The sequence below is a fragment of the Desulfofundulus luciae genome, from assembly GCF_030813795.1.
Taxonomy (GTDB): Bacteria; Bacillota; Desulfotomaculia; order Desulfotomaculales; family Desulfovirgulaceae; genus Desulfofundulus; species Desulfofundulus luciae.
The window spans coordinates 1-21325 of record NZ_JAUSUX010000006.1; the positions used below are offsets into that span (position 1 = coordinate 1).

Here is a 21325-nt window from a genome sequence, read left to right on the forward strand (position 1 = left end):
TACCGGTGCGATTAAAGAAAATTTCTTCAGGGCAATGGTTTCCCTTTCCTGGTCGGTGAGCATAAACTACCAGTCCTCCCTGTTACATTTTCTGGGAGGCTCTAAGCGCTTAAAGCCCTTTGACGCGTCACCAGCATAATAACACTTTCTCCGGTCGGCCCCAAGAAAAAAGGTTTGTTGGTGGTATCATGAACTGATTCCGGGTACTCTAAAGGTTCCTTTTATGCTAAAATATTGTGCAGAGGAGCCATAAAAGAGTACCCACATTGGGCATAAAACCTGCTGGAGAAGGTCTGGATCCGGGGAAATCCAGTTGCCACAATGTGCAGTACCTTTCTGGCTCCTTCTTTTTTGTCCGGGCTGTCCTGTGGGAGGCTGACCCTGGGGAGAAGCTGGCGCAGGCCCACTTTGATGTTGTTTAAGTTGGCTAAAAATCGCCTCACGTAAAATTGCAGATGGCTTGCTTCCCAGTACAGGTTCTCGAACAATTTTTTCAGCAGATTTAAACACTCGGAAAATGAGTGATGGGAAACCAGAGCATGCCAAAGGGTAGTAAAGATTATCTCGACCGTGTACTGGAAATACGGCAGGCAGAAGGAAGGCAGGTACGAAATGGTGGTCCGGCAGTATTTGCAATAGTAGCGGCGGATGAGAATCCGGCCACAGAAATTTGCCGCGATGACGTTGCGTTGATAAAAACCGTGTTTTTGAGGGGGTGCCTTGACCAGACAACCGGGGTTGGGGCATGAGAGTGGTTGGGGAAAAGGAAAATCTTTGCCCAGGCGGGCGTATTCTTCCGGCGGTACAGGCGTGTAAAATATCTGCTGCATGGCGGTCACTTCCAGCAAATATTCTACCTGTTCCACAGCCGGAAGAAAAGGGGTCAATCACTGGTTGTCATATTCTGGTGAATAGACGGACTGACTGACCTGAAATACCAGAACAATATGCGAAGCAGTTGCAGATTATTCTGGTATCGGAAATAGTTGCAGATTGTTTAGTCTGCGAAAATGGGCAGGGGTTGGGCTAAATTAAAGTGAGAATTGACACTTTTTGCTTCTCAAGAAGGTCTGGATGAGTTCAGAAGAAGGCTGGCACAAATGTCGCGTGGCGAGGTACCCACCAGAAAAGATATAATTTTTGCCGTAAAAGGGATTGAAGGCTGGACGCCCGAAGATCGCCAGGGACCGGCACTTCGCCAGGAGGGTATCCCGGAGGAGGAGCCGTTTATTGTGGATGTAGAACTTTGGCCTCTGGAGAGGGGGCCGCGGCGGGAACAAATGCTCAATTATTTCGAAAACTGGTATACAAAGAAAAACATAGTGAAAATAGACCGCGTTAACCAGGAAAATATCGTCATGTACAGGTTAAAAGTTACCCGGGAGTCGCTTCAGGCAATCCTGTTGCATCGTGATGTTCGTCTTGTGGACCTTCCACCCCGTTATCAATTGTCTGTAAGTTTGGTGCATATGTGTTTAAGGGATTTGCCGGAAATTCCTTCCCCGCCGGATGGTGCTCCTGGTGTTGTCGTCCTCGACAGCGGTGTGGCAACGGGGCATCCTTTGCTGGCACCGGCCATTGGTGATGCTCAGAGTTTCTTCCCTGGTTTGGGGCCGCAAGACGAGTCCGGTCATGGTACAATGGTTTGTGGTCTTGCCTTGTATGGAGATATTGAGGAGTGCCTTAATGAGGGGCGCTTTATACCAGAGTTTCGTATTTTTAGTGGCCGGATTATAGATGCTGCTAACCGGAATGATACTGGCTTTGTCGAGAACCACATTATTGCAGCAGTTAAATATTTTGTTGAACACTATAATTGCCGGATATTTAACCTATCTTTTGGGGATTTACGCAAAATATACCTGGACGGTCACGTTCGGGGGCTGGCAACGGTGCTGGATAGCCTGGCCAGGGAATACCAGGTACTTTTCGTGGTTTCAGCCGGAAATTTTGAGGGTACTGACGTTATTCCGGTCGATTGGCGGTCAGAATATCCAGATTATCTTTTCTCTCCCGAAGCACGGATAATTGACCCCGCACCAGCACTAAATGTTTTAACTGTGGGAAGCTTAGCCAGATATGAACAACCACGTATGGGGCAAAGACATCCTCATGATGTGGGATATCAACCGATCGCCCGTCGTGATCAACCGTCACCTTTCACACGAACGGGACCTGGTCCCCGGAAAGCGATTAAACCTGAGGTGGTGGAGTATGGGGGGAATTTCTCGGTAGACCTCAGGCTTAGTAATCGCGTTGCCGGACCAACTAATGGGCTTGGTGAAATAAGTACTGCGCATAATTTTGCTACCGGTAATTTGTTTAAAGTTGATCGGGGAACCAGTTTTGCAGCTCCTAAAATAGCGTACCTGGCCGGATTGTTGCTGCGGCGGTATCCTGATGCCGGTCCCAACCTTTTGCGGGCATTGATTGTAGCTCATTCCAGATGCCCAGAAGCCACAATAAATCTTTTTAATGGCGATCTAGAGAAAATATTTAACGTTGTTGGCTACGGAAAGCCGGACTGGGAAAAAGTTGTATATTCTTTTGAGAATAAAGTAACGTTAATTAATCAAGAAGAAATAGAGGGGGAAAGCCATCATTTCTATGAAATTCCTCTGCCGGAGGATTTCTTTGGCCCGCCAGCGAGAAGGCTGCGGCGGATAACAGTTGCTCTGGCTCACACCCCGCTCGTTCGCAGGACCAGAATTAACTATAAAGCAAGTGCAATAAATTTTAGGGTCGTTAAAAACAATAGTTTGGACAATGTTGTACGCGTTTTCCGGTATACACCACGAGAAGAACGGGAAAAGTTGATCCGGGAAGCAGGGAATTTTATCCCCAAGGCAAGGTTTCGAAATAATGGAACTGTCCAGGCGGCCACCTGGGATTTGCCCCAGGTTGATTCACGGTGGGGGAATAATAAGCTTTTTGTCGTGGTCACGAGAACAGTAGAACCATGGGCCAAAGATATTTTTGACCGCGAACCGTATGCTCTGGTGGTTGTTATTGAAGATTGTTCCAATCAACAGGTTAGATATTATTCACAAGTACGGCAAATGTTGCGTGCAAGGGTGAGAGTTTAGAGAGTTGGCTTAATAAATCAGGAAGTCTGGGTTTACTAAGGTGTGATTTTCGATTATGAGGTTTTTCTTTAAAAGATTAATGGATTTTTTTGGAGCATTGGTAGGTATCGTTCTTTTTGCACCACTAATGCTACTCATTGGCTTTTTCATTCGGTTGAAGATGGGGGCACCCGTGCTTTTTCGGCAGGTTCGCCCTGGTCTGCACGGGAGACCTTTTGTTATATATAAGTTTCGAACCATGAAGGAAGAACGGGACAGCAGGGGCGACCTATTGCCGGACGGGCAGCGTTTGACTCGTTTAGGGCGTTTTCTGCGTAGTACCAGTTTGGATGAATTGCCAGAACTTTTTAATGTTCTAAAAGGGGATATGAGCCTGGTGGGGCCGCGTCCACTTTTAATGGAATATCTTGAGCGTTACACTCCGGAGCAGGCCCGCCGGCATGAGGTAAAGCCGGGCATTACGGGGTGGGCGCAGGTAAACGGGCGAAACGCGATTACATGGGAGGAAAAATTCAAGCTTGATGTATGGTATGTGGATAACTGGAGTTTGTGGCTGGATGTAAAAATCATGTGGTTAACTTTAGTTAAGATTTTAAAGCGTGAAGGCATTAGCGCGCAGGGGCATGCAACCATGCCGGAATTTATGGGACGAAAAGGTAATGATTATCAGACTTGAGGGTGATCTTTTTGAAAAAATTGGTGATCATTGGTGCCGGGGGTTTTGCCCGGGAAGTAGCCTGGCTGGTCGAAGATATAAATGCAGTAAAAAAGGAATGGGAATTGCTCGGGTTCATTGATGAAAACCCGGTTAATCACGGCAAGGCGCTTAACGGTTATCCTGTGCTGGGCGATTTCGGTTTTTTCGTAAACCGGCAGTTTGATGAACCGGTGTATACGGTGTGTGCCGTGGGGAGCCCTTACGCAAAAATTAATCTAGTAAAAAAGGCTGCCGAATGCGGTTTGCAATTCACGAATTTGATTCATCCCTCAGTGAAGATGTCACGGTATGTGGAATTGGGAACGGGGAATATAATTTGTGCTGGGAATATTATCACTGTTAATGTTTCATTATCCAATCACATTATTGTTAACCTGAATTGCACAATTGGGCATGATGTTATTATTCAAGATTATGTAACAATATTACCTGGAGCTAATATTTCCGGTAATGTAAAGATAAAAAATGGTTGCGATATTGGAACCAATGTTTCAATCATTCAAGGGATTAACATTGGTGAATGGTCAATAATCGGAGCCGGGGCTGTTGTAGTCCGGGATGTCCCCCCCTATTGTACTGCCGTAGGCGTTCCGGCTAAGCCTATAAAATTTCATAAAATAGAGGCATAAAAAATGTTGCCGACTTTATATGATAATCGACTACAGAAAGGATAACGGGAGTGACTATCCTTGACTCTACTTGCCCTTGAGGGGGGAAACCCCATTCGGACAACACCTCTTGCCCCCTGGCCTTATTTCGAAGAGGATGAAATTAAAGCAGTTGAAAGGGTGCTGAAATCCGGCAGGGTAAATTACTGGACCGGCGAGGAAGGACGGTTATTCGAGCAGGAATTTGCGGTGTTTACCGGCTGCAAGTATGCCGTGGCCGTAGCCAACGGGACGGTGGCGCTGGAGCTGGCCCTTTATGCCCTGGGTATCGGTCCGGGGGACGATGTTGTTGTGACCAGCCGCACTTTTATTGCTTCGGCTAGTTGCGCCGTCATTCGGGGCGCCAGGCCCGTTATGGCCGATGTCGATCCAGTGAGCCAGAATATAACCGCTGAAACCGTTGCAGCGGCGTTAACGCCCAGGACGAAAGCCATCATTACGGTGCACCTGGCGGGGTGGCCCTGTGATATGGATCCCATTCTCGAACTGGCCCGGGAAAAGGGGCTTTTTGTTGTGGAGGATTGCGCCCAGGCCCACGGGGCCACCTATAAGGGGCGTCCGGTAGGTTCCCTGGGTGACGTTGCCGCCTTCTCCTTTTGTCAGGATAAGATTATCACCACGGGCGGGGAAGGCGGGATGCTTACTACCAACAGTAAGGAAATCTGGGAAAAGGCCTGGAGCTATAAGGATCACGGCAAGAGTTACGAGGCCGTTTATCACCGGCAGCACCCCCCCGGCTTTCGCTGGCTTCACGAATCTTTCGGCACCAACTGGCGGCTGACCGAAATGCAGGCGGCCATCGGGCGGGTGGCTTTGCGAAAGCTGCCAGGCTGGTTGCAGATTCGCCGGAGAAACGCGGCCATACTCACGGAATGCTTTGCAAATTTACCGGCCCTGCGGGTGACCCTGCCGCCGGAATCAATTGAACATGCCTATTACAAATATTATGTTTTCATCCGTCCTGAAGCCCTAAAAAGCGAGTGGGATAGAGATAGGGTGATGGCGGCCATATGTGCTGAAGGGATACCGTGCTTTACCGGTTCTTGCAGCGAGATCTACCTGGAGAAGGCTTTTGAAAAAGAAGGACTGCGCCCGCCTGAACGTTTAAAAGTAGCAAAAGAACTGGGCGAGACTTCTTTAATGTTTCTTGTCCATCCCACCCTGTCGGAGAAAGATATTTACGATACATGCCGTGCCGTAGAAAAGGTTCTTCGGGTCGCTACACGGTAAGCTTTACCTTTAGAGAAGGAAATGGAATTTTATTGTCGAATACTTGGATAGGTTTGCCATAAGAGAAGATGACAGAAGCGAAGCTTTTAAGGAGGACAGGCATTGGCCCGTTACCGGTGGATGTTTATTTTTATAGTTGTGGATGCCGTGTTGGTCAACATGGCCCTGCTTTTGGCGCTCTGGTTGCGTTTTGACGGGAACATCCCCGCCCAGTACTATGCTTCTTATCGTTCTACGGCTTTACTTTTCACGCTGGTGTGGTTGATATCTTTCTATGCCTTCGGTTTGTATGCCAGGATGTGGCAGTACGCCAGCGTAAACGACTTACTTTCGATTGTGGGAGCCGTCACCGCAGGTGTCTTTGTAAACATTTCTCTTGCCTATTTTTATATGGAGGGCGGCAAGTTTCCCCTGCCGCGCACTGTTTTTATCATCGCCTGGTTGCTGAATGTAGTCTTGATCGGCGGCTTTCGTTTTTCATGGCGTTTATTTTTAAAAAGGGGAATCCATTTTGGCAGGCTGCGCGCGGGTCGTCCGGTTTTGATTGTAGGTGCCGGCGAAGCGGGCGCGGCGGTAGCGCGGGAACTGAACAACCAGAACAATCATCACCACGTGCCGGTCGGCTTTGTCGATGACGATCCGGCCAAGCAAAAAATGCAGTTGTTCGGCCTTCCCGTGTTAGGTACGCGCGAAGATATTCCCCGCCTGGTGGACAGGTACGCCATAGAGGAAATCATTATTGCCATGCCTTCCGTTCCGGGGAGGGTGATCCGGGAAATTGTGGAGATTTGCCGCCCTACCGGGGCCAAGCTGCGGATCTTGCCGGGAATTTACGAATTGATTGACGGGAAAGTAACGGTCAGCCAGATTCGCAACGTTGAGGTGGAGGATTTGCTGGGCCGGGAGCCAGTGAAGGTGAACCTGGAGGAGATTGCCGGTTACCTGGAGGACAGGATCGTGCTGGTTACCGGGGCGGGGGGCTCTATCGGGTCTGAGCTTTGCCGCCAGATAGCCCAGTTTAACCCTCGAAAACTGATTTTATTGGGACATGGGGAGAACAGTATTTTTGAAATCCACCGGGAGTTGTCCCAAGGTTACCCGGAGCTTGAGCTTGCTCCGGCCATTGTTGATGTGCGTGATGCGGCTTCCGTAAACAGGTTGTTTGTGGTTCACCGGCCCCACGTTGTTTTCCACGCAGCAGCGCACAAGCACGTTCCCCTTATGGAAGAGAATGCCTTTGAGGCTTTAAAGAACAATGTGTGGGGGACCTTTAACGTTGCAAGGGCGGCCCATGATTATAATGTCCGGACATTTGTGCTGATTTCAACGGATAAGGCGGTCAATCCGGTCAGCATCATGGGTGCCACCAAGCGGGTTGCCGAAATGGTTGTGCAGGAGATGGCTTTAAAAAGCAAAACTTGTTTTGCAGCGGTGCGTTTCGGTAATGTGCTGGGCAGCCGGGGCAGCGTGGTGCCTATATTTAAAAAGCAGATTGCCTCCGGCGGGCCGGTAACGGTGACCCACCCGGAAATGACCCGTTATTTTATGACCATCCCCGAGGCCGTGCAGCTGATTATTCAGGCGGGGGCCATGGCCCGCGGCGGGGAAATTTTTGTGCTGGATATGGGTGAGCCGGTAAAGATTGTCGAGCTGGCCGAAACCATGATCCGCCTTTCCGGCTTTGAGCCCGGGGAAGATATCGAGATCGTTTTTACGGGCGTCCGGCCCGGGGAGAAGCTTTCGGAAGAATTGCTGACGAGTGCGGAAAAAGTGAATTCCACCCGCCACGAGCGCATTTTCATAGCCCGGCCGGAACCGGTGGACTCGGCCAAGTTGAACCATTTCCTCAGCGTGTTGGGTAATGCCGGATGGTTATCCGAAGAGGAAGCGGTCGCTTTATTACAGGGATTAATTCCAAATTTCAGGAAAGAGAAGTGGAATAAAGTTGCCCAGGTAGGGTAGACTTAAAAACTGCAAACAGAATGAAATTTCCTTTTTTCTTTTTATCCCGCATATCATAGTCATAAACGGGTGGTCAGGAGTGTTGGGAGGGTGCTGAAAAAGCATTTTGGGCCTCCGAAAAAAGGTGTGCGGGATAAAGACCCGGGTAGGGACGGCATAAGCGGCGCATGCCCCGCCGTACGGGGGGACGTGTTTTGTTTTATGCCGTAATTATGGCCGGTGGGGCGGGGGAGCGCTTCTGGCCCCTTTCCCGGCGGGATAGACCCAAGCAGTTTCTCTCCCTGGTGGGGGAGCGCACCATGCTGCAGCTTACTTTTGACCGGCTGGCAGGGTTGGTACCGCCGGAGAATGTGCTGGTCATTACCGGTGTGAATTATATCGAAACCGTGCGCCAGCAGTTGCCGGAGATTCCGCCGGAAAACATTGTGGCCGAACCGTGCGGCCGGGATACGGCGGCCGCCGTAGGGCTGGGAGCCCTCCATGTTTTGCGAAAGGACCCCCGGGGGATAATGGCGGTGCTGCCGGCAGATCACTACATTGCCCATGTACGGCGTTTTCAGTCAGTACTCAAAGCGGCAGTATCCCTGGCGGCCGGCGGACGGTGGCTGGTAACCATGGGCATTACCCCTACCAGGCCGGATACGGGATACGGGTACATATGCCAGGGAGAGTTGCATGAATATCAGGACGGGATACCCGTTTACCGGGTGGTAAGGTTTACGGAAAAACCGGGGCCGGAAAAGGCCCGGCAGTTTCTGGCTTCTGGCCGCTACCTGTGGAACAGCGGGATGTTTATCTGGCGGGCTGATTTAATTTACCGGCTGATTGAAGAACACCTGCCGGCCCTGGCAGCCGGGCTGGCGGAAATAGGGCGGGCCATGGACCGCGGCTCCTGTCAGGAAGTCTTATCCCGCGTATATCCCCGCCTGCCGAAGGTTTCCATTGATTACGGGATCATGGAAAAGGCCTCCAACGTGCTGGTCCTGCCGGGTGACTTTGGCTGGGACGACGTGGGTTCCTGGCCGGCCCTGGAGCGGTGCCGGGAGACAGAAGAAAACGGCAACGTAATAGAGGCGCGGGGGGTCTTTCTGGAAACCCGCAACAGCATCATCCACGCCCCCGGCAGGCTGGTGGCCACCCTGGGGGTGGAGAACCTGGTAGTGGTGGATGACGGGGAATGCCTGCTGGTGTGCCGCAAGGACTGCGCCCAGGAGCTGAAGCGTCTCACCGCCGCCCTTAAGGAAGCAGGTCTCGAAGATGCTTTATAAGGGAAAATGGTTTTGTGATGTAAGGAGGGTTTTTCGACTTGCCGAAGATATCTCCTTTCTTAAACCCCTCAATCTTCCGGGAATACGACATCCGGGGCGTGGCCGGAAAAGACTTAACCTTTGAAACTGCCCGTACCCTGGGAAAAGCCTTCGGCACCTTTCTTTTAGAACAGGGTTTAAGGGAAGTGCTGGTGGGCCGGGACAACCGGGCCAGCTCCGGAGAACTGCAAAACGGGATTTGCGAGGGGCTTTTATCAACGGGATGTGATGTTATTGATCTGGGCCTGGTGGTCACCCCCATCGTATATTTCGCCCGTTACCACCTGGGCGTAAAAGGTGCCGTGATGGTCACCGGCAGCCACAACCCGCCGGAGGAAAACGGGTTCAAGCTCGCTGCGGGCGGCGCGGAAACGATCTACGGGAAAGAAATCCAGAGGCTCAAGGAGATTAGCTCGCTCGGTTCCTTTGCCGCCGGCCGGGGGAAAATTAAAACTGCTGACGTTGTTCCCGCCTACCTGGAAATGCTGGCTGATAAAATTGAGCTTGGCCCCCGCCAGTTAAAAGTGGTCGTGGACTGCGGCAGCGGTACGGCGGGTTACTTCGCGCCGCAGCTCCTGCGCCGCTGGGGTTGTAACGTGATAGAGCTTTATTGTACTCCCGACCCGGCCTTTCCACACCACCACCCCGACCCGGTAAAAACGGCCAACCTCCTCGATTTGCAAAAGAAAGTTCTTGAGGAGGGGGCAGACCTGGGCGTGGCCTACGACGGGGATGCCGACCGCCTGGGGGTTGTGGACGACCGGGGGAACGTGGTCTGGGGAGATAAGCTGATGATCCTCTTCTGGCGCGAAATTCTTCCCCGCTTCCCCGGTGCCCCGGTGCTGGTGGAAGTCAAGTGCTCCCAGAGCCTGGTGGAGGAGACTGCCCGCCTTGGGGGGAAGCCCATTTTTTCCCGCACCGGGCATTCCTTGATCAAGGCCAGAATGAGAGAGCTAAACGCCCCCTTTACAGGGGAAATGTCCGGCCACATGTTTTTCGCCGACGAATATTACGGCTACGACGATGCGCTATATGCCACCGGGAGGCTTTTGCGTATTTTATCAAATACGGAAAAACCTCTTTCTCTGCTTTTGGCCGACGTGCCGCAATATCACTCCACGGCGGAGACGCGCGTACCCTGTCCGGACGAGGTTAAATTTGCCGTTGTAGAGCAACTTGTTAAGGAGTTTCAGCGCCAATTCGAAGTTATTGACGTGGACGGTGCCCGGGTACTGTTTGAGGACGGGTGGGGACTTGTGCGCGCTTCCAACACGCAGCCCGTGCTGGTGGCCCGCTGCGAGGCGAAAACGCCCGCAGGGTTGCAGAGGATCTGCGAACTAATGAAAAAAGCAATTACCGCCCAACCCCAGGTGGGAGATTTCGAGTGGGAGTTTTAGCGGACAACAAAGAAGAATAGATTTTCCCCGCCGGCATGTTTATTCAACTACCTTTTGGGGCGTGCTCTTTGCAGGAGAAATGCTGGCAAGCTTCTCATGATTTTTGCTTTCTTCTTCACGGATAAACTTGAAGAATTTATCCAAATCGCCTTTGAATTGATCGAGAATAAGTTCACGTGACTTTCTGACTTCATTGACAATATGATCTTCAAAGGCCATAATTAATCCCTCCTCATAAGCTCAATAGGGGTGACAATTTCAGGGGTTTCCAGCCCAATGGAGCCGTTATACCGTCTCAGCTTCCTGCGGATTTCTCCATGGGCGAGGTGCTTGCAGTTCCAGGTTAAAAGGTAGTCTAACTTATATACTACCGCATATGCGATATGTACAGCGTCCAGGGCCGACTTCTTTGGAATGCCAAGCACGGCGAGATACTCTTTTGCCATTTTTTCCACTTCTTCTGTGGCAGGTAAAATTTCAAGTCCTTCAAGATGCTTGACCCTTTGGAAAGCTACTTCAGGATCTCCAGCTTTTGCTTCGATCAGGACTGCTTGGGATATGTAAATTTTAAAATTTTTCCTTTCTTCGTTCCACCATTCATGAGTTGCCTGTTGATTTGCTGCGATGATCAAATCACGGCTTGGGCGGGCTGCCAGGTAACTGGGAATGGTTGTCTCAAGGTACAGAGTCGGTTTGTTCTCCATGAGCAACACCTCGCTTTAAAAAGTATAACTTTGAAATAAGTGTAAAGGCAACGGGAACGAAAGGATTTAAAGGCTTTTATCCCGCATATCATTGCCCGCCTTCCGGAAAAATGTTACAATGATACCGCGAAAGAACCGGTCAGAAAAAATTCAAGGTTTACGAGCGGTGCGGCGTCAAGGAATACTGGATCGTGGACCCGGAAGAAAAATCGGTACAGGTTTTTCTGCTCAAGGAGGGCAAATTCGTCCTCGACCAGGAGACGGATCAGAAAGGCGAAATCTCCTCCCGTGTTCTTTCCGGGTTCACCATTTGTTTGGAAAATATCTTCGAAGGTTGCCCAGGTTAACCTTCCCTGTTTCCAGGTGAAAGAAAAATGCAGGAACGATCAGCAGGAGGCAGCACCGGGGAACCGGGGGCAGCAATCTGCCTGGTAACCGCAGACATACTGTTGCAGAGCTACTTGAATGCCAGTAGCAGGAGGTGGGTGAATACCCTGCAGAGCGCCAACGTTGGTACCAAATGAAACAGACGGCAATGACCGGGTGGATAAAGGAATGGCTGAATGAGCTGGGGATCGAACCCGTAGAAAGGAAAGCTTAGATGCATACTAATAGCCGTGGAGAAGGCGGTTGTTCTACTATAGGCAACTTCTGTTAGTTTGTCCAAATCATGAAAGGCAGTGTGGCCGTGACTGGAAGAAAGAGCAAAACAAAGAAGGATAATTTGCCGCGACTAACCGAATCCCACATCCGCGACATGGCGGACCCTCAGAGTTTTGAGCGCGGCAGGAACTATTATAATGATGGAGCTATCATAGACCCCGTCCGCCAGGGGATGGAACTGCGCGGGGAATGCAGCGGTTCCCGGTACCAGCCATACAGGGTCAGGGTCAGGTTTAGCGACAAAGGCATTGTGGAAGCTTCCTGCACCTGCCCCCGGGGCGGGTTTTGCAAGCACATCGTGGCCCTGTTGCTTGCCTATGTCCATGAGCCGGAATCTTTCCGGGAACTGGCACCTCTGGAGGAAATGCTCGCCCGGTTCAGCAAGGAGGAGCTCATATCTTTAATTGGTGAGATGATTGCCCGGGAACCGTCCCTGATGGCCCTGGTGGAACTGTCGGCGTCCGCAGCCCGGGGGCATGTGGATGCGGCATCGTGCCGCCGGCAGGCGTTACGTGCGCTGCGGCATGAAGATCCGCTCCTCATCGAAGCGGATTTACGGGGAATGCTTAACCTGGCCCAACGTATGGCCGCAAAAGAAGACTGGCCTGGTGCGGGTACGGTTTGCCATGCCCTGTTGAGCGTGCTGTCATCCGATTATGAGGATATTCAGTTCATGGACGAAGAGGGGGACATCGCGGTTGTTGCCGGCGATTGCGCCCACCTTTTGGGCGAGTGTCTGGCGCAGGGACGGCCTGACGCCCGTACGCGGCAGGAGTGGCTGCAAACGCTGCTGGAAGCCGAACTGGCCGACATCAGACTGGGCGGTATTGACTTTGCTTCCGGCGCCTTTGATATCATTCTCGAGCACGCCACCGCAAATGAATGGGCCGTACTTGAGGAACGAATACGTGAGGCCATGGGGAAAAGCAATGACTGGAAGAAGGAAATGCTGGTCAGGATGCTTGTCTCCTGGCGGGAGAAACACGGCCGGCATGAAGAAGCAGGCGATATCATCCGCGAACTGGGCACCCCGGAACAGCGCATGCTGTGGTTGGTCAGGGACGGAAAACCGGATGAGGCTGTGACCATTGCGCGGCAGCATTGCCTGAATAAACCCGGCTTGATTACCAGGCTTGCCGGTGAGCTGGTGGAAGCCGGTGCCCGGAAACAGGCCGTAACCCTGCTGACCGAACTGGCGGAGGGGGCTGACTCCCACTGGAGCTATATGGAATGGCTGGCGAAATATTACCGGGCACACGGAGATTGGGAAGCGGCCTTGAAGTGGCAGCGCAGGGTTTTTCTCCAGAATCCACGGGTTAAATCGTTCATAGACCTGGAATACATTAGTAAAAAGCTTGATGTTTGGGAACAGGTGCGCTCCGAAGTACTGCACACTCCGGAGATTGAGAAAAAACCGCATGTGTTGCTTGAAATCGCCCTGCATGAGGGCGACGTGGCCAGGGCGCTGGAGTTATTGCCCCGGGCTTCCGGTTGGGGGTGGCGTAATTACAAGGAGAAGGTGGCCGGGGCCGCTGAAAAAGAACGGCCGGAAGACGCCATAGCGTTGTACAAAGAGCTGGTGGAAGAGGCCATCGGCCGCCGTCAGCGCGGGGCCTACCGGGAAGCCGCAGGCTACCTGTGCCGGATTAAAACTCTCTGCCAGCGCACCGGCGCGCAGGAGAACTGGGAAGATTACTTCGCCGCGTTGAGGAGAAAATATGCCCGTTTCCCCGCGCTTCAGGAAGAGCTGGACGGAGCGGGATTATAAAAACGGGGTGGCGCGCCCTTATCACCTTTAGTTTCCCTGCCGGCAACCGATAGGTATTAATAAAAAAGGGTGTTCGACATGTGTGGAGTAACGAAGCAATTATTAGCCCGGGTCGTCCTTGGGCTGCTTATCTTTCATCTAATCGTTCCTTCTCCCGCCCGGGCCACCCAGGAGCTGACTGTCTATTCCCCGGCCGAACAGGAGGGGAAACCGGCGCAGTTTATCTGGCAGTTGTCCGGGATAGGCCGCCTTTCCGGAGACATAACGGTTGGCCCCAACGGCCTTTTATATCTCCCCGTGGGCAACAAACTGGCGGCGGTGGACACCTGGGGGCGGGTGGTCTGGGAGGCGGCCGGTCCGGCGGGAGGAAGGATTGGCCGGCCGGTTTTCGGTCCCGCCGGTTCTATTTTTTTACCCGGGAGTACCGTGGTGCAGGAAGTGAAAATGAACGGGGCGGCGGGATGGAGTTTCAGTGCCTTCCAGGGTTCCACGGCATCCGGGCCTGCCTGGTTGTCTTCAGGTCCACGGGGTTACCTTTACCTGCCCCTGCCTGCGGCATTGTACGCCGTGGACACCGTCGGCCGCTATAAATGGGCATTGTTACACTGGGATGCCGGCGACCTGTACCGGGCCGTCCCCCTTAAAGACCGGGCAATTGACGGTTGTGCCGGCAACGACCGGGCGGTATACGTGGTTTGCAGCCGCAGGCAGGCTGGATCGACCTTGCTTGCCGTGGATGCCGCCGGGAAAATCCTCTGGCGTTACTGGCTGGGAGAGATAAAGGAGGTCCACCTGGTTCCGGGGGGCGACAGCGTTCTCTATGTAACGGTTAATCCGTCGAAACTCGACAGGTTGAACAAAGGGAAGGTTTATGCCTTCCGGCTGGAAGACAACGGCCGGCCCGTCTGGAGCCAGACCATACCCTTCGACGACCTGACCGCTCCGGTTCTTTCCCCGGATAAAACCCTTTATTTCACTGCCGGAGGACGCATTTATGCCCTGGATGCGCAAACCGGGCAGCAAAAATGGTACCAGCCGCTCTTGAATCTGGTTTCAGCCCCGGCGGTGGACGGCAGGCGGAACAGGATTTATGCCGGAACTTCCGACAAACGCCTGCTGGCGGTCGATACCGGAGGGCGGTTGCTCTGGGAATTGGAGCTGGACGGGGCCGTCAGCAGGACGCCGCTTGTGGGCCCGGACGGTTACCTGTACGTAGTCACAGACAAAGGGAGTTTGTACAAAATACTGGATGCCGGCAATCCCTAGTTACGCAAATCCAAGATGCAAAAGATTTGCCCGGCGCACCAGTTTCTGAACTTTGCCGTCGGTGAGCACGCCGCATTGCTCCGCCAATCTTTCTTTGGCAATTGTGCTTTTCCAGTAAGCTTTCGGGCAGGGTAAAGGTTACTTTCTTAAGTATCAATTTTTGTGCCATAAAAAATCACCCTCCTGTTGTATTGTAAAATATACATACTCATACTGCAAACATCCCTAAAGACAAAGAATCATTGCCCGCCTTCCGGAAAAATGTTACAATATTGCCGCGAAGATGCCCGAAAGAGCCTGCCAGGGCCTTTTCCCGCAAGCACCCAGGGGGTGAAATCAATGAAGACAGCACTTGCAGAGATCGCCGCTGCCGGCGAAAACCAGGTTAAAGAAAAATGGCCGGGAGATGCCGGCAAGCAGGCGGGATTTTGCTCGGTGCCGCCGACAACCTGCTCTACACGGAGCGGGGCAAACTGGCGGCACTAATTGGTGTAAGGACTTCGGTTCCGGAGCAAAAATTCAAAGACTACGAAATTGTGGTAGTTGTTGCTTGGAAGTAGAGCGAAGAGTTGAACGGAGCGGGTTGTTGTGAAGCGGTAGCGGGGAAATTCGGTAGATGAAAAGGCAAATTGCAGGATAAAAACCGGGGGTTGGGACGGCATAAGCGGCGCATGCCCCGCCATTAAGCAGGAGATTGTAAGGCTTACTTCGTTATGTTATACTTAATGTAATACAGGGCAGGAGTGTGATGTAAATGACCACTGGAAATTCTAAAATCACAGCCGTAAGGTTGCCTTTGGGGATCGTCCAGAAAATTGACGCCCTGGTGGGTAAAGGGAATCGCTCCCGGTTTATAGCCGCGGCCATCGAAAAAGAGCTCAAACGCAAAGCGCGTCTTGCCCATATCGCGGGTGCGGAAGGTTTTATCGCCGACGATATAGACACCCTGGCTTTTGTTAACCGCTTAAGGGCTGCGGACGAAAGGAGAAAATAATGATTTCGGAAAATGACAGAGCCGGATTTTTATTGGACACGGACTTTTTAATTGATTTAAACCGGGGCCGGCGGAATAATTTAAGGGTCAGGGCAGAAAAGCTGCTCCTCGAGATTAACCAGGAAGATCTCTTTATTTCCAGCGTTGTGGTCACAGAATTTATGACGGGTGTACCGCAGCCGGTGCAGGAGCAGGTGGAGAAAATGCTGCGGGAACTTTACTTTTACCTTACTCCCACTTTCGAAGAGGCGGCTTTGGCCGGCCGGTTGAGGCAGGAGTGGCTTTCCAGGGGTTATACCCTGGCCATCGCGGATGTGACCAACGCTGCCCTGGCCATTTCCAGAAACCTGGTCCTGGTTACCAGAAACCTTTCCCACTACCCCTTCGAACAATTAGTAATTAAAGGCTGGTAAAATAGTCCAGTTTCTATGGGTATACGTGGTTTGCAGCTTTATTTCACTGCCGGAGGACGCATTTATGCCCTGGATGCGCAAACCGGGCAGCAAAAATGGTATCAGCCGCTCTTGAATCTGGTTTCAGCCCCGGTGGTGGACGGCAGGCGGAACAGGATTTAATCCGGAACTTCCGACAAACGCCTGCTGGCGGTCGGCACCGGAGGGCGGTTGATCTGGGATCTGGAGCTGGACGGGGCCGTCGACAGGCCGCCGCTTGTGGGCCCGGACGGTTACCTGTACATAGTCACAGACAAAGGGAGTTTGTACAAAATACTGGATGCCGGCAATCCCTAGCGCCTGTTCAAGTAGGTGTTCCTGATATGAGACGATGTTATCTCCAGTTTGTCCTGCTGATGGCGGGAATTATTGCAGGGATTATGTTTATTTTGCCTCCCCGGGTGGTAGCGGGGGAGTCGGCCGGAACAGAATGGTTTAAGGATATACGGAACCACTGGGCCAGAAGCCACATCCTGCGCCTGGCCGCCCTGGATCTGGTCCGGGGTTATCCCGATGCCACCTACCGGCCCCAGCACCCCCTCACTCAGCTGGAGTTGGTGGCCCTGGTGATGCGGGTGGGCGATTTCGAAAAGGCAGCGGCAGAGGCGGCCCGCCGGGGAACCCGGGGGCGCACCGTTGAGGTTGCCGGCACGCCTTCGCCTGCTGGAAGCCCTATCCCCCGGGTTCCCTGGGGCCAGGATTCCTTTACCCTGGCAGTAAAAAAGGAATTTTTGCCCCCGGAGTGGGTGGCATCCTTTAATCCGGAAAAACCGGTAACCCGGGCCGAAGTGGCCGCTTTACTGGCCCGGAGTTTTTACCTGGCCGTACCGGAAGAGGGAGACACTTCCGGCAGTGCCCCTTCCACCGGCGACTTTCCCGACATCGACCGCGCCCCCACCCCTTACCGCCCCTACATCCGGGCCGTGGCTGCAGCCGGGATTATGTCCGGGTATTCCGACGGCACTTTTCGTCCCGCCCACATATTGAACCGCGCTGAAATGGCAGTCATTCTTTCCAGCCTGCTGGATCGCAACTGGGTTAAAGTGCCGGCGGGCCGTAGGCTGGAGGGTTGGGTTTCCAATGTGCGTATGGACCCGAAAGGCCTGGAACTGGAGCTCACCTCCCTGGTCGGGGTGCAAAAGTTGCGGGTAAGTCCAGATTGTAACTGCTTTGCCAATGCCAGGGAATGCACGCTGCTCCAGGCCGGCAACCACCGGGTGGAAGTCATCCTGGACGGCCGCCGGCAGGTCCGTTGGGTCAACCTGCTGGAGGAACGGAAGATAGCAGGTAATACAGAGAAAGTAACCGGTTCGGTGAAATCCGTAGTCCTGGGCGAAGATAACCTGCTGGTATTGAACGATTTGAACTGCGAGGATCGTATTTTTTCTCTGGCCTGGGATGCAGTGCTGGTGGGGAAAAGGGCCAAACAGGATTTCCGCTCCCTCAAACCGGGCGACTTTGTGGAAGTGGAGCTTGACGGCGGCCGGGTAAAGCGGGTTACCTTGCTCGAGGTGAAAAAAATCTCGGGTACCGTAGGTACACTCACCGGCAAAACGCTGGGGCTGCTGGGCAGGTCCAGCCAGAAGGGCAACCCGGATCGTTTCGATTACTGGGACCGGGCCAGAATAGTGGACAAGGAAGACCGGCGCGCCGGGGGCGTTGTACGGGGAGACCGGGTGGAAATTACCTACCTCGATCCTATCCCTGGGGAAATCCAGGACGAACGGGTGCTTCAAATTAAGATAACCTCCCGTCCCGGCCTGAAAAAACAAACGGGCAAACTGCAGGCCATCAAAACAGCTGGAGGGACTTACCGCATTGTCCTGGAAAAGGACAAGGAGTATGATGTGGACCCTGCGGTGAGGGTAACTGATCCCTCGGGCAGCAGGATTGCCTTTTCCGACCTGGATCGGTACATCAAATCCCAGGTCGAGTTGTGGCTGGATGGAGCCGGCGTGGTCATGGAGGTGCGGATTACTACAATCTCCCATTGAGGAACAGGAAATAAAGGGCTTCCAACCGAATTACGACAGGAGTGGAAAATCACGCGGATGATTTTTTAAGGAGGCAATCTGGTGGAATTATGAACGCAAATAAAGCTGAGGAACTTGTTTCAAAAGGTAGAGAGTTCCTGGAGAAGGGCGACTTCCGGGCCGCGGAAAAGGCCTTTGCCGCAGCCCTGGAAGAAGACGACGCTACACCCGTACGCAACAACCTGGCGCTGGCCGTCTTTATGGCCGGGGAGCCCCGGCGCGCCCTTGAGATTCTGGAACCGTACCTGGACCCGGAAAAGGAAGATGCCGGGGCGAATCCCTTTACCTACGCCCTGGCCGCCAGGGTTCACTGCTCCCTGGGTCAGGAGGAGCAGGCCCGCCGGCGGCTGCAGCAGGCCGTGCGGAGCTTTGAGAAGGGATTGTCGGAACTGCGCCAAAGCCTGGGACGGGTCCCGTATGCATTCCGGGAGTATACGGTGACCATCATGCTGGCGGCAGCCGACCTGGGAGATCACCGGCAGGTGTTCGAACTTTACCGCCGCTGGGAATCTTACCATGTTTCCTGGGAAAACAAATTTCTGGCCGCAGTGGCCTGCTTCAACCTGGGCCGCTACAAGCGGGCCGCAACCCTGTGGTCTTCCATAGCACAGGTGTCCAGGCTGTTTTCCGGCATGCAGCAGGTGGCCTTCCTGGTAGAGCGGGGCGTCATCCCGCCCTTTGAAGTGAGCTACGAACGCTATTCCCAGGAAAAAATGCAGGAGATGATGGAAGAGGCCACGGCCAGCGAGGAAGCGCGCCGGCGGTACGCTCAGGACGGCTTTTTCCGCATGATGCTGCTTGCCTGGCTGCTGGAGGGGGATAGCTCCAAAAATGCCGCCCAGGGGGTATATACCATGGTGTATTACGGCGGCGAATGGGGCGAAAAGCTGGGGCGGCAGGTGCTGGAATACCCCGGGTTTTCTCCCTCCCTGAAAATTGCTGCGGTGGAAGCCCTCACAGCCAGGGGCATCCTGCGGGAAGGCGAGCCCGTTCCCATGTTTATCGACGGGGAGCGGCGGCTGGTGGAGATCAAAAAGACCCCCGTTTTGATGGAACCGGACCAGGAGCTGGACCAAATAGTGGACCGGGCGATTAAGTTGCGGGACGAAGGGAAAATAGACGAAGCTGTGGAGCTGCTGCAGGGTATCTACCGGGAAGGGAAGTTCTACCCACGGGCGATGATGACCCTCGCCAACCTTCTGCGCCGAAAGGGCGATCTGGATGATGCTCTAAATATAATGGAAATGTTGGAGGAAATAGACCCGGACAACCCGGTTTTCCTGTTCAACCTTTCCTCGCTGATGCTGGAAATGGGAGAAATAGAGAAAGCCCGCGAATATTTCGACAGGATCGATGATCCGGAATTTGAGGAAGAGTTCGCCGAAAAGTTAAAAATGCTGGAAAGGGAAATAGAACGCTATGAAAATGTTGCTCTCTTGCCGCAAATGATTATGCAGGCCTATGAGGAAGATGAGCGCCGGAAAATAGAAGAGAAACCCCTGCCTGTGGACGCCTCCCTTGCCCGGGGATTGAAAAACATGCCCGCCCACTGGCTGGAGGGCGCCTGTATATACTACGGCCTCGAACCAGCGCGGCAGCGCCGGCAGCGGGAGGAGCAACTGCGGGACTTTCTCTCCCGCCGCGACAACCTGGAAAAGGAAGTGGGGGAACTGGAAGAGGAAGAAAGGGAACTTTTAAAATATCTTTTGCAGCGGGGCGGCTGGAGCCGGTTGAACGCCGTCACCCGCAAATTCGGCTCTTTAGAAGGGGATGGTTTTTTCTGGCATGAGCGGGAACCGGAATCTTTTCTGGGCTTCCTGTGGTCCCTGGGCCTGGTGATGGTGGGTAAAGCTACGCTGGAAGGTCGCCGCGTCAAGATTGCCACAATCCCCCTGGAACTGCGGCAACCCCTGAAGGAAATACTGGGCATATAACATTTACGCCACCGGAGGCAATTACGCCCACTCTTATTACTCCTTCAAAAACATGTCCCTGACCATGCCGGCAAACAGGCGTAAATCACCGAGATTGTTTCGTAAAATCCCGTACAGGATTTCGGGATCAATTCTGGCGTAATCGTGAACGATAACGTTACGAAATTGCGCCATTTTTTTTAAATTCTCCAGCCTGGCGGGAGGAAGATATCCTGCTTCAGTAAGAACAACCATGATGTCTTTGTAGTCCTGGGGTTCGCGTAGCTGAGAGTCGGCAATAATATGGTTGCCGATATCCAGGCAGGCTTCAACAGCCAGGTGAAGGGTTCGCTCAATGTATCGCCTGATCATTTTGTTTTGTTTTAGTTCCTTTAAGCTGACGTGAGACTGTTCCTCCAGGTCGGTAATGTACTCTGTTAACAGTTTGCATTTTTCCCGTAACAATTCACGATCTACCATTTTTTATCCCCCAGTTTTTTTAACCGTATATCCAGGCGCCGCCGGTCGTACCATTGCATGTCCAGGTAGCGGCGGCGTGACCGCACTTCAAAAGCAACGCGGTAGGACCTGTCTTTGTCCACCAGAAGAAGCCCGTATTTGCGCACCTGATGTTGCAATCCGGGGGAAGCTGTTTCGAGGTCGACCACCTGCACAGGGCGCTTGAGCTTTTCTTCCAGGGCAATCTCCATTTCCAGGCGCCGGTTAAAACGGGCAAATTTGTCCTCCATGGAAGGGGTGAACAGCACCGCTATATCTACGTCACTGTCCTGTTTGCCCCGGCCCCGGGCCAGGGAGCCAAACAGGTAGGCCGCCAGCACATCCGCCTGCTGTTCCATAAAACTGGTGACCGTGTTTATAATGTTGCTTGGTTCCGGTTTTCCTTTAAAGTTAGAGCCGGCACACAACATGTACACATCCCCTGGAACCTTTATGAAAATTATAACATTACCTGCTGTTAAAGACAATTCACTCCCTCCGGTTGTCAGCGGGGCCATCCTGACAGCCAGCCGTTACAGAATTGCTCCTATTTTCGGCAGGAATCGCCGGCCCCCTGACGAATTATGACCGGAAGGGAAAGTCAGCCGTGGAGAACATTTTAAAGATCCCGCACGCTGCTGGAAACGAGGTGAACTAGCACACTGA

At 53.0% G+C, this 21325-nt stretch carries 22 protein-coding genes and 1 pseudogene; 18 read left to right on the forward strand and 5 right to left on the reverse strand.

Annotation, left to right across the window (positions count from 1 at the left end; genetic code table 11):
• Window positions 1-221 precede the first annotated feature (221 nt).
• Window positions 222-866, reverse strand: a complete 645-nt coding sequence (locus tag J2Z49_RS04875) for a DUF6431 domain-containing protein (RefSeq protein WP_307400356.1) — start codon at window positions 864-866, stop codon at window positions 222-224.
• A gap of 177 nt (window positions 867-1043) precedes the next feature.
• Between J2Z49_RS04875 and J2Z49_RS04880 the strand changes: the two genes are divergently transcribed.
• From J2Z49_RS04880 to J2Z49_RS04910, 7 genes are all read left to right on the forward strand, one after another.
• Window positions 1044-3086 (forward strand): S8 family peptidase, encoded by a 2043-nt coding sequence (locus J2Z49_RS04880; protein WP_307400357.1) that lies wholly within the window; start codon window positions 1044-1046, stop codon window positions 3084-3086.
• A gap of 55 nt (window positions 3087-3141) precedes the next feature.
• Window positions 3142-3762, forward strand: a complete 621-nt coding sequence (locus tag J2Z49_RS04885) for a sugar transferase (protein ID WP_307400359.1) — start codon at window positions 3142-3144, stop codon at window positions 3760-3762.
• Window positions 3763-3773: 11 nt separating this feature from the next.
• Window positions 3774-4433, forward strand: a complete 660-nt coding sequence (locus J2Z49_RS04890; protein WP_307400361.1) for an acetyltransferase — start codon at window positions 3774-3776, stop codon at window positions 4431-4433.
• A gap of 60 nt (window positions 4434-4493) precedes the next feature.
• A complete protein-coding gene (locus tag J2Z49_RS04895) occupies window positions 4494-5702 on the forward strand; it encodes a DegT/DnrJ/EryC1/StrS family aminotransferase (RefSeq protein WP_307400362.1) in 1209 nt (402 codons plus the stop codon).
• A 120-nt stretch (window positions 5703-5822) separates the two neighbouring features.
• A complete protein-coding gene (locus J2Z49_RS04900) occupies window positions 5823-7664 on the forward strand; it encodes a polysaccharide biosynthesis protein (protein WP_307400597.1) in 1842 nt (613 codons plus the stop codon).
• Window positions 7665-7858: 194 nt separating this feature from the next.
• Complete coding sequence (locus J2Z49_RS04905; protein WP_307400364.1) at window positions 7859-8932, forward strand: mannose-1-phosphate guanylyltransferase; 1074 nt, start codon at window positions 7859-7861, stop codon at window positions 8930-8932.
• 47 nt (window positions 8933-8979) lie between these two features.
• Window positions 8980-10368: a phosphomannomutase/phosphoglucomutase gene (locus tag J2Z49_RS04910; RefSeq protein ID WP_307400599.1), complete on the forward strand. Its 1389-nt coding sequence runs from the start codon at window positions 8980-8982 to the stop codon at window positions 10366-10368.
• A 39-nt stretch (window positions 10369-10407) separates the two neighbouring features.
• Here J2Z49_RS04910 and J2Z49_RS04915 read toward each other — a convergent pair whose 3' ends face one another.
• On the reverse strand, window positions 10408-10587 hold the full coding sequence (locus J2Z49_RS04915; RefSeq protein ID WP_307400366.1) for a hypothetical protein: 180 nt from the start codon (window positions 10585-10587) through the stop codon (window positions 10408-10410).
• A 2-nt stretch (window positions 10588-10589) separates the two neighbouring features.
• Window positions 10590-11072, reverse strand: coding sequence for a type II toxin-antitoxin system VapC family toxin (locus J2Z49_RS04920; protein WP_307400368.1), 483 nt, complete (start codon window positions 11070-11072; stop codon window positions 10590-10592).
• Between the two features lie 149 nt (window positions 11073-11221).
• Between J2Z49_RS04920 and J2Z49_RS04925 the strand changes: the two are divergent.
• The 11 genes and pseudogenes from J2Z49_RS04925 to J2Z49_RS04975 form a co-directional block, all read left to right on the forward strand.
• Window positions 11222-11419 (forward strand): annotated as a pseudogene (locus tag J2Z49_RS04925) (Uma2 family endonuclease); the annotation flags it as partial.
• Window positions 11420-11446: 27 nt separating this feature from the next.
• Window positions 11447-11596, forward strand: a complete 150-nt coding sequence (locus tag J2Z49_RS04930) for a hypothetical protein (protein ID WP_307400370.1) — start codon at window positions 11447-11449, stop codon at window positions 11594-11596.
• Between the two features lie 164 nt (window positions 11597-11760).
• Window positions 11761-13503, forward strand: coding sequence for an SWIM zinc finger family protein (locus J2Z49_RS04935; RefSeq protein ID WP_307400372.1), 1743 nt, complete (start codon window positions 11761-11763; stop codon window positions 13501-13503).
• A gap of 78 nt (window positions 13504-13581) precedes the next feature.
• Window positions 13582-14769 (forward strand): outer membrane protein assembly factor BamB family protein, encoded by a 1188-nt coding sequence (locus J2Z49_RS04940; protein ID WP_307400373.1) that lies wholly within the window; start codon window positions 13582-13584, stop codon window positions 14767-14769.
• A gap of 395 nt (window positions 14770-15164) precedes the next feature.
• Window positions 15165-15329, forward strand: coding sequence for a hypothetical protein (locus J2Z49_RS04945; protein ID WP_307400375.1), 165 nt, complete (start codon window positions 15165-15167; stop codon window positions 15327-15329).
• 194 nt (window positions 15330-15523) lie between these two features.
• Entirely contained in the window at window positions 15524-15763 is a 240-nt protein-coding gene (locus J2Z49_RS04950; RefSeq protein ID WP_307400377.1) for a YlcI/YnfO family protein, read from the forward strand.
• 32 nt (window positions 15764-15795) lie between these two features.
• A complete protein-coding gene (locus J2Z49_RS04955; protein WP_207545645.1) occupies window positions 15796-16176 on the forward strand; it encodes a PIN domain-containing protein in 381 nt (126 codons plus the stop codon).
• A 15-nt stretch (window positions 16177-16191) separates the two neighbouring features.
• Window positions 16192-16338, forward strand: coding sequence for a hypothetical protein (locus J2Z49_RS04960; protein WP_307400378.1), 147 nt, complete (start codon window positions 16192-16194; stop codon window positions 16336-16338).
• A 48-nt stretch (window positions 16339-16386) separates the two neighbouring features.
• Window positions 16387-16512, forward strand: a complete 126-nt coding sequence (locus J2Z49_RS04965) for a hypothetical protein (RefSeq protein WP_307400381.1) — start codon at window positions 16387-16389, stop codon at window positions 16510-16512.
• Window positions 16513-16538: 26 nt separating this feature from the next.
• Complete coding sequence (locus tag J2Z49_RS04970) at window positions 16539-18209, forward strand: S-layer homology domain-containing protein (protein WP_307400383.1); 1671 nt, start codon at window positions 16539-16541, stop codon at window positions 18207-18209.
• A gap of 89 nt (window positions 18210-18298) precedes the next feature.
• Window positions 18299-20182: a tetratricopeptide repeat protein gene (locus J2Z49_RS04975; protein ID WP_307400384.1), complete on the forward strand. Its 1884-nt coding sequence runs from the start codon at window positions 18299-18301 to the stop codon at window positions 20180-20182.
• Between the two features lie 36 nt (window positions 20183-20218).
• On the opposite strand, the gene hepT is transcribed toward J2Z49_RS04975, so the two are convergent.
• Window positions 20219-20641 (reverse strand): type VII toxin-antitoxin system HepT family RNase toxin, encoded by a 423-nt coding sequence (gene hepT / locus J2Z49_RS04980; protein WP_307400386.1) that lies wholly within the window; start codon window positions 20639-20641, stop codon window positions 20219-20221.
• Window positions 20635-21177 carry a type VII toxin-antitoxin system MntA family adenylyltransferase antitoxin gene (mntA, locus tag J2Z49_RS04985; protein WP_307400388.1) on the reverse strand — a complete coding sequence of 181 codons (543 nt, stop codon included), beginning with the start codon at window positions 21175-21177 and terminating at the stop codon, window positions 20635-20637. Before mntA ends, hepT begins: the two co-directional genes overlap by 7 nt.
• Window positions 21178-21325 lie beyond the last annotated feature (148 nt).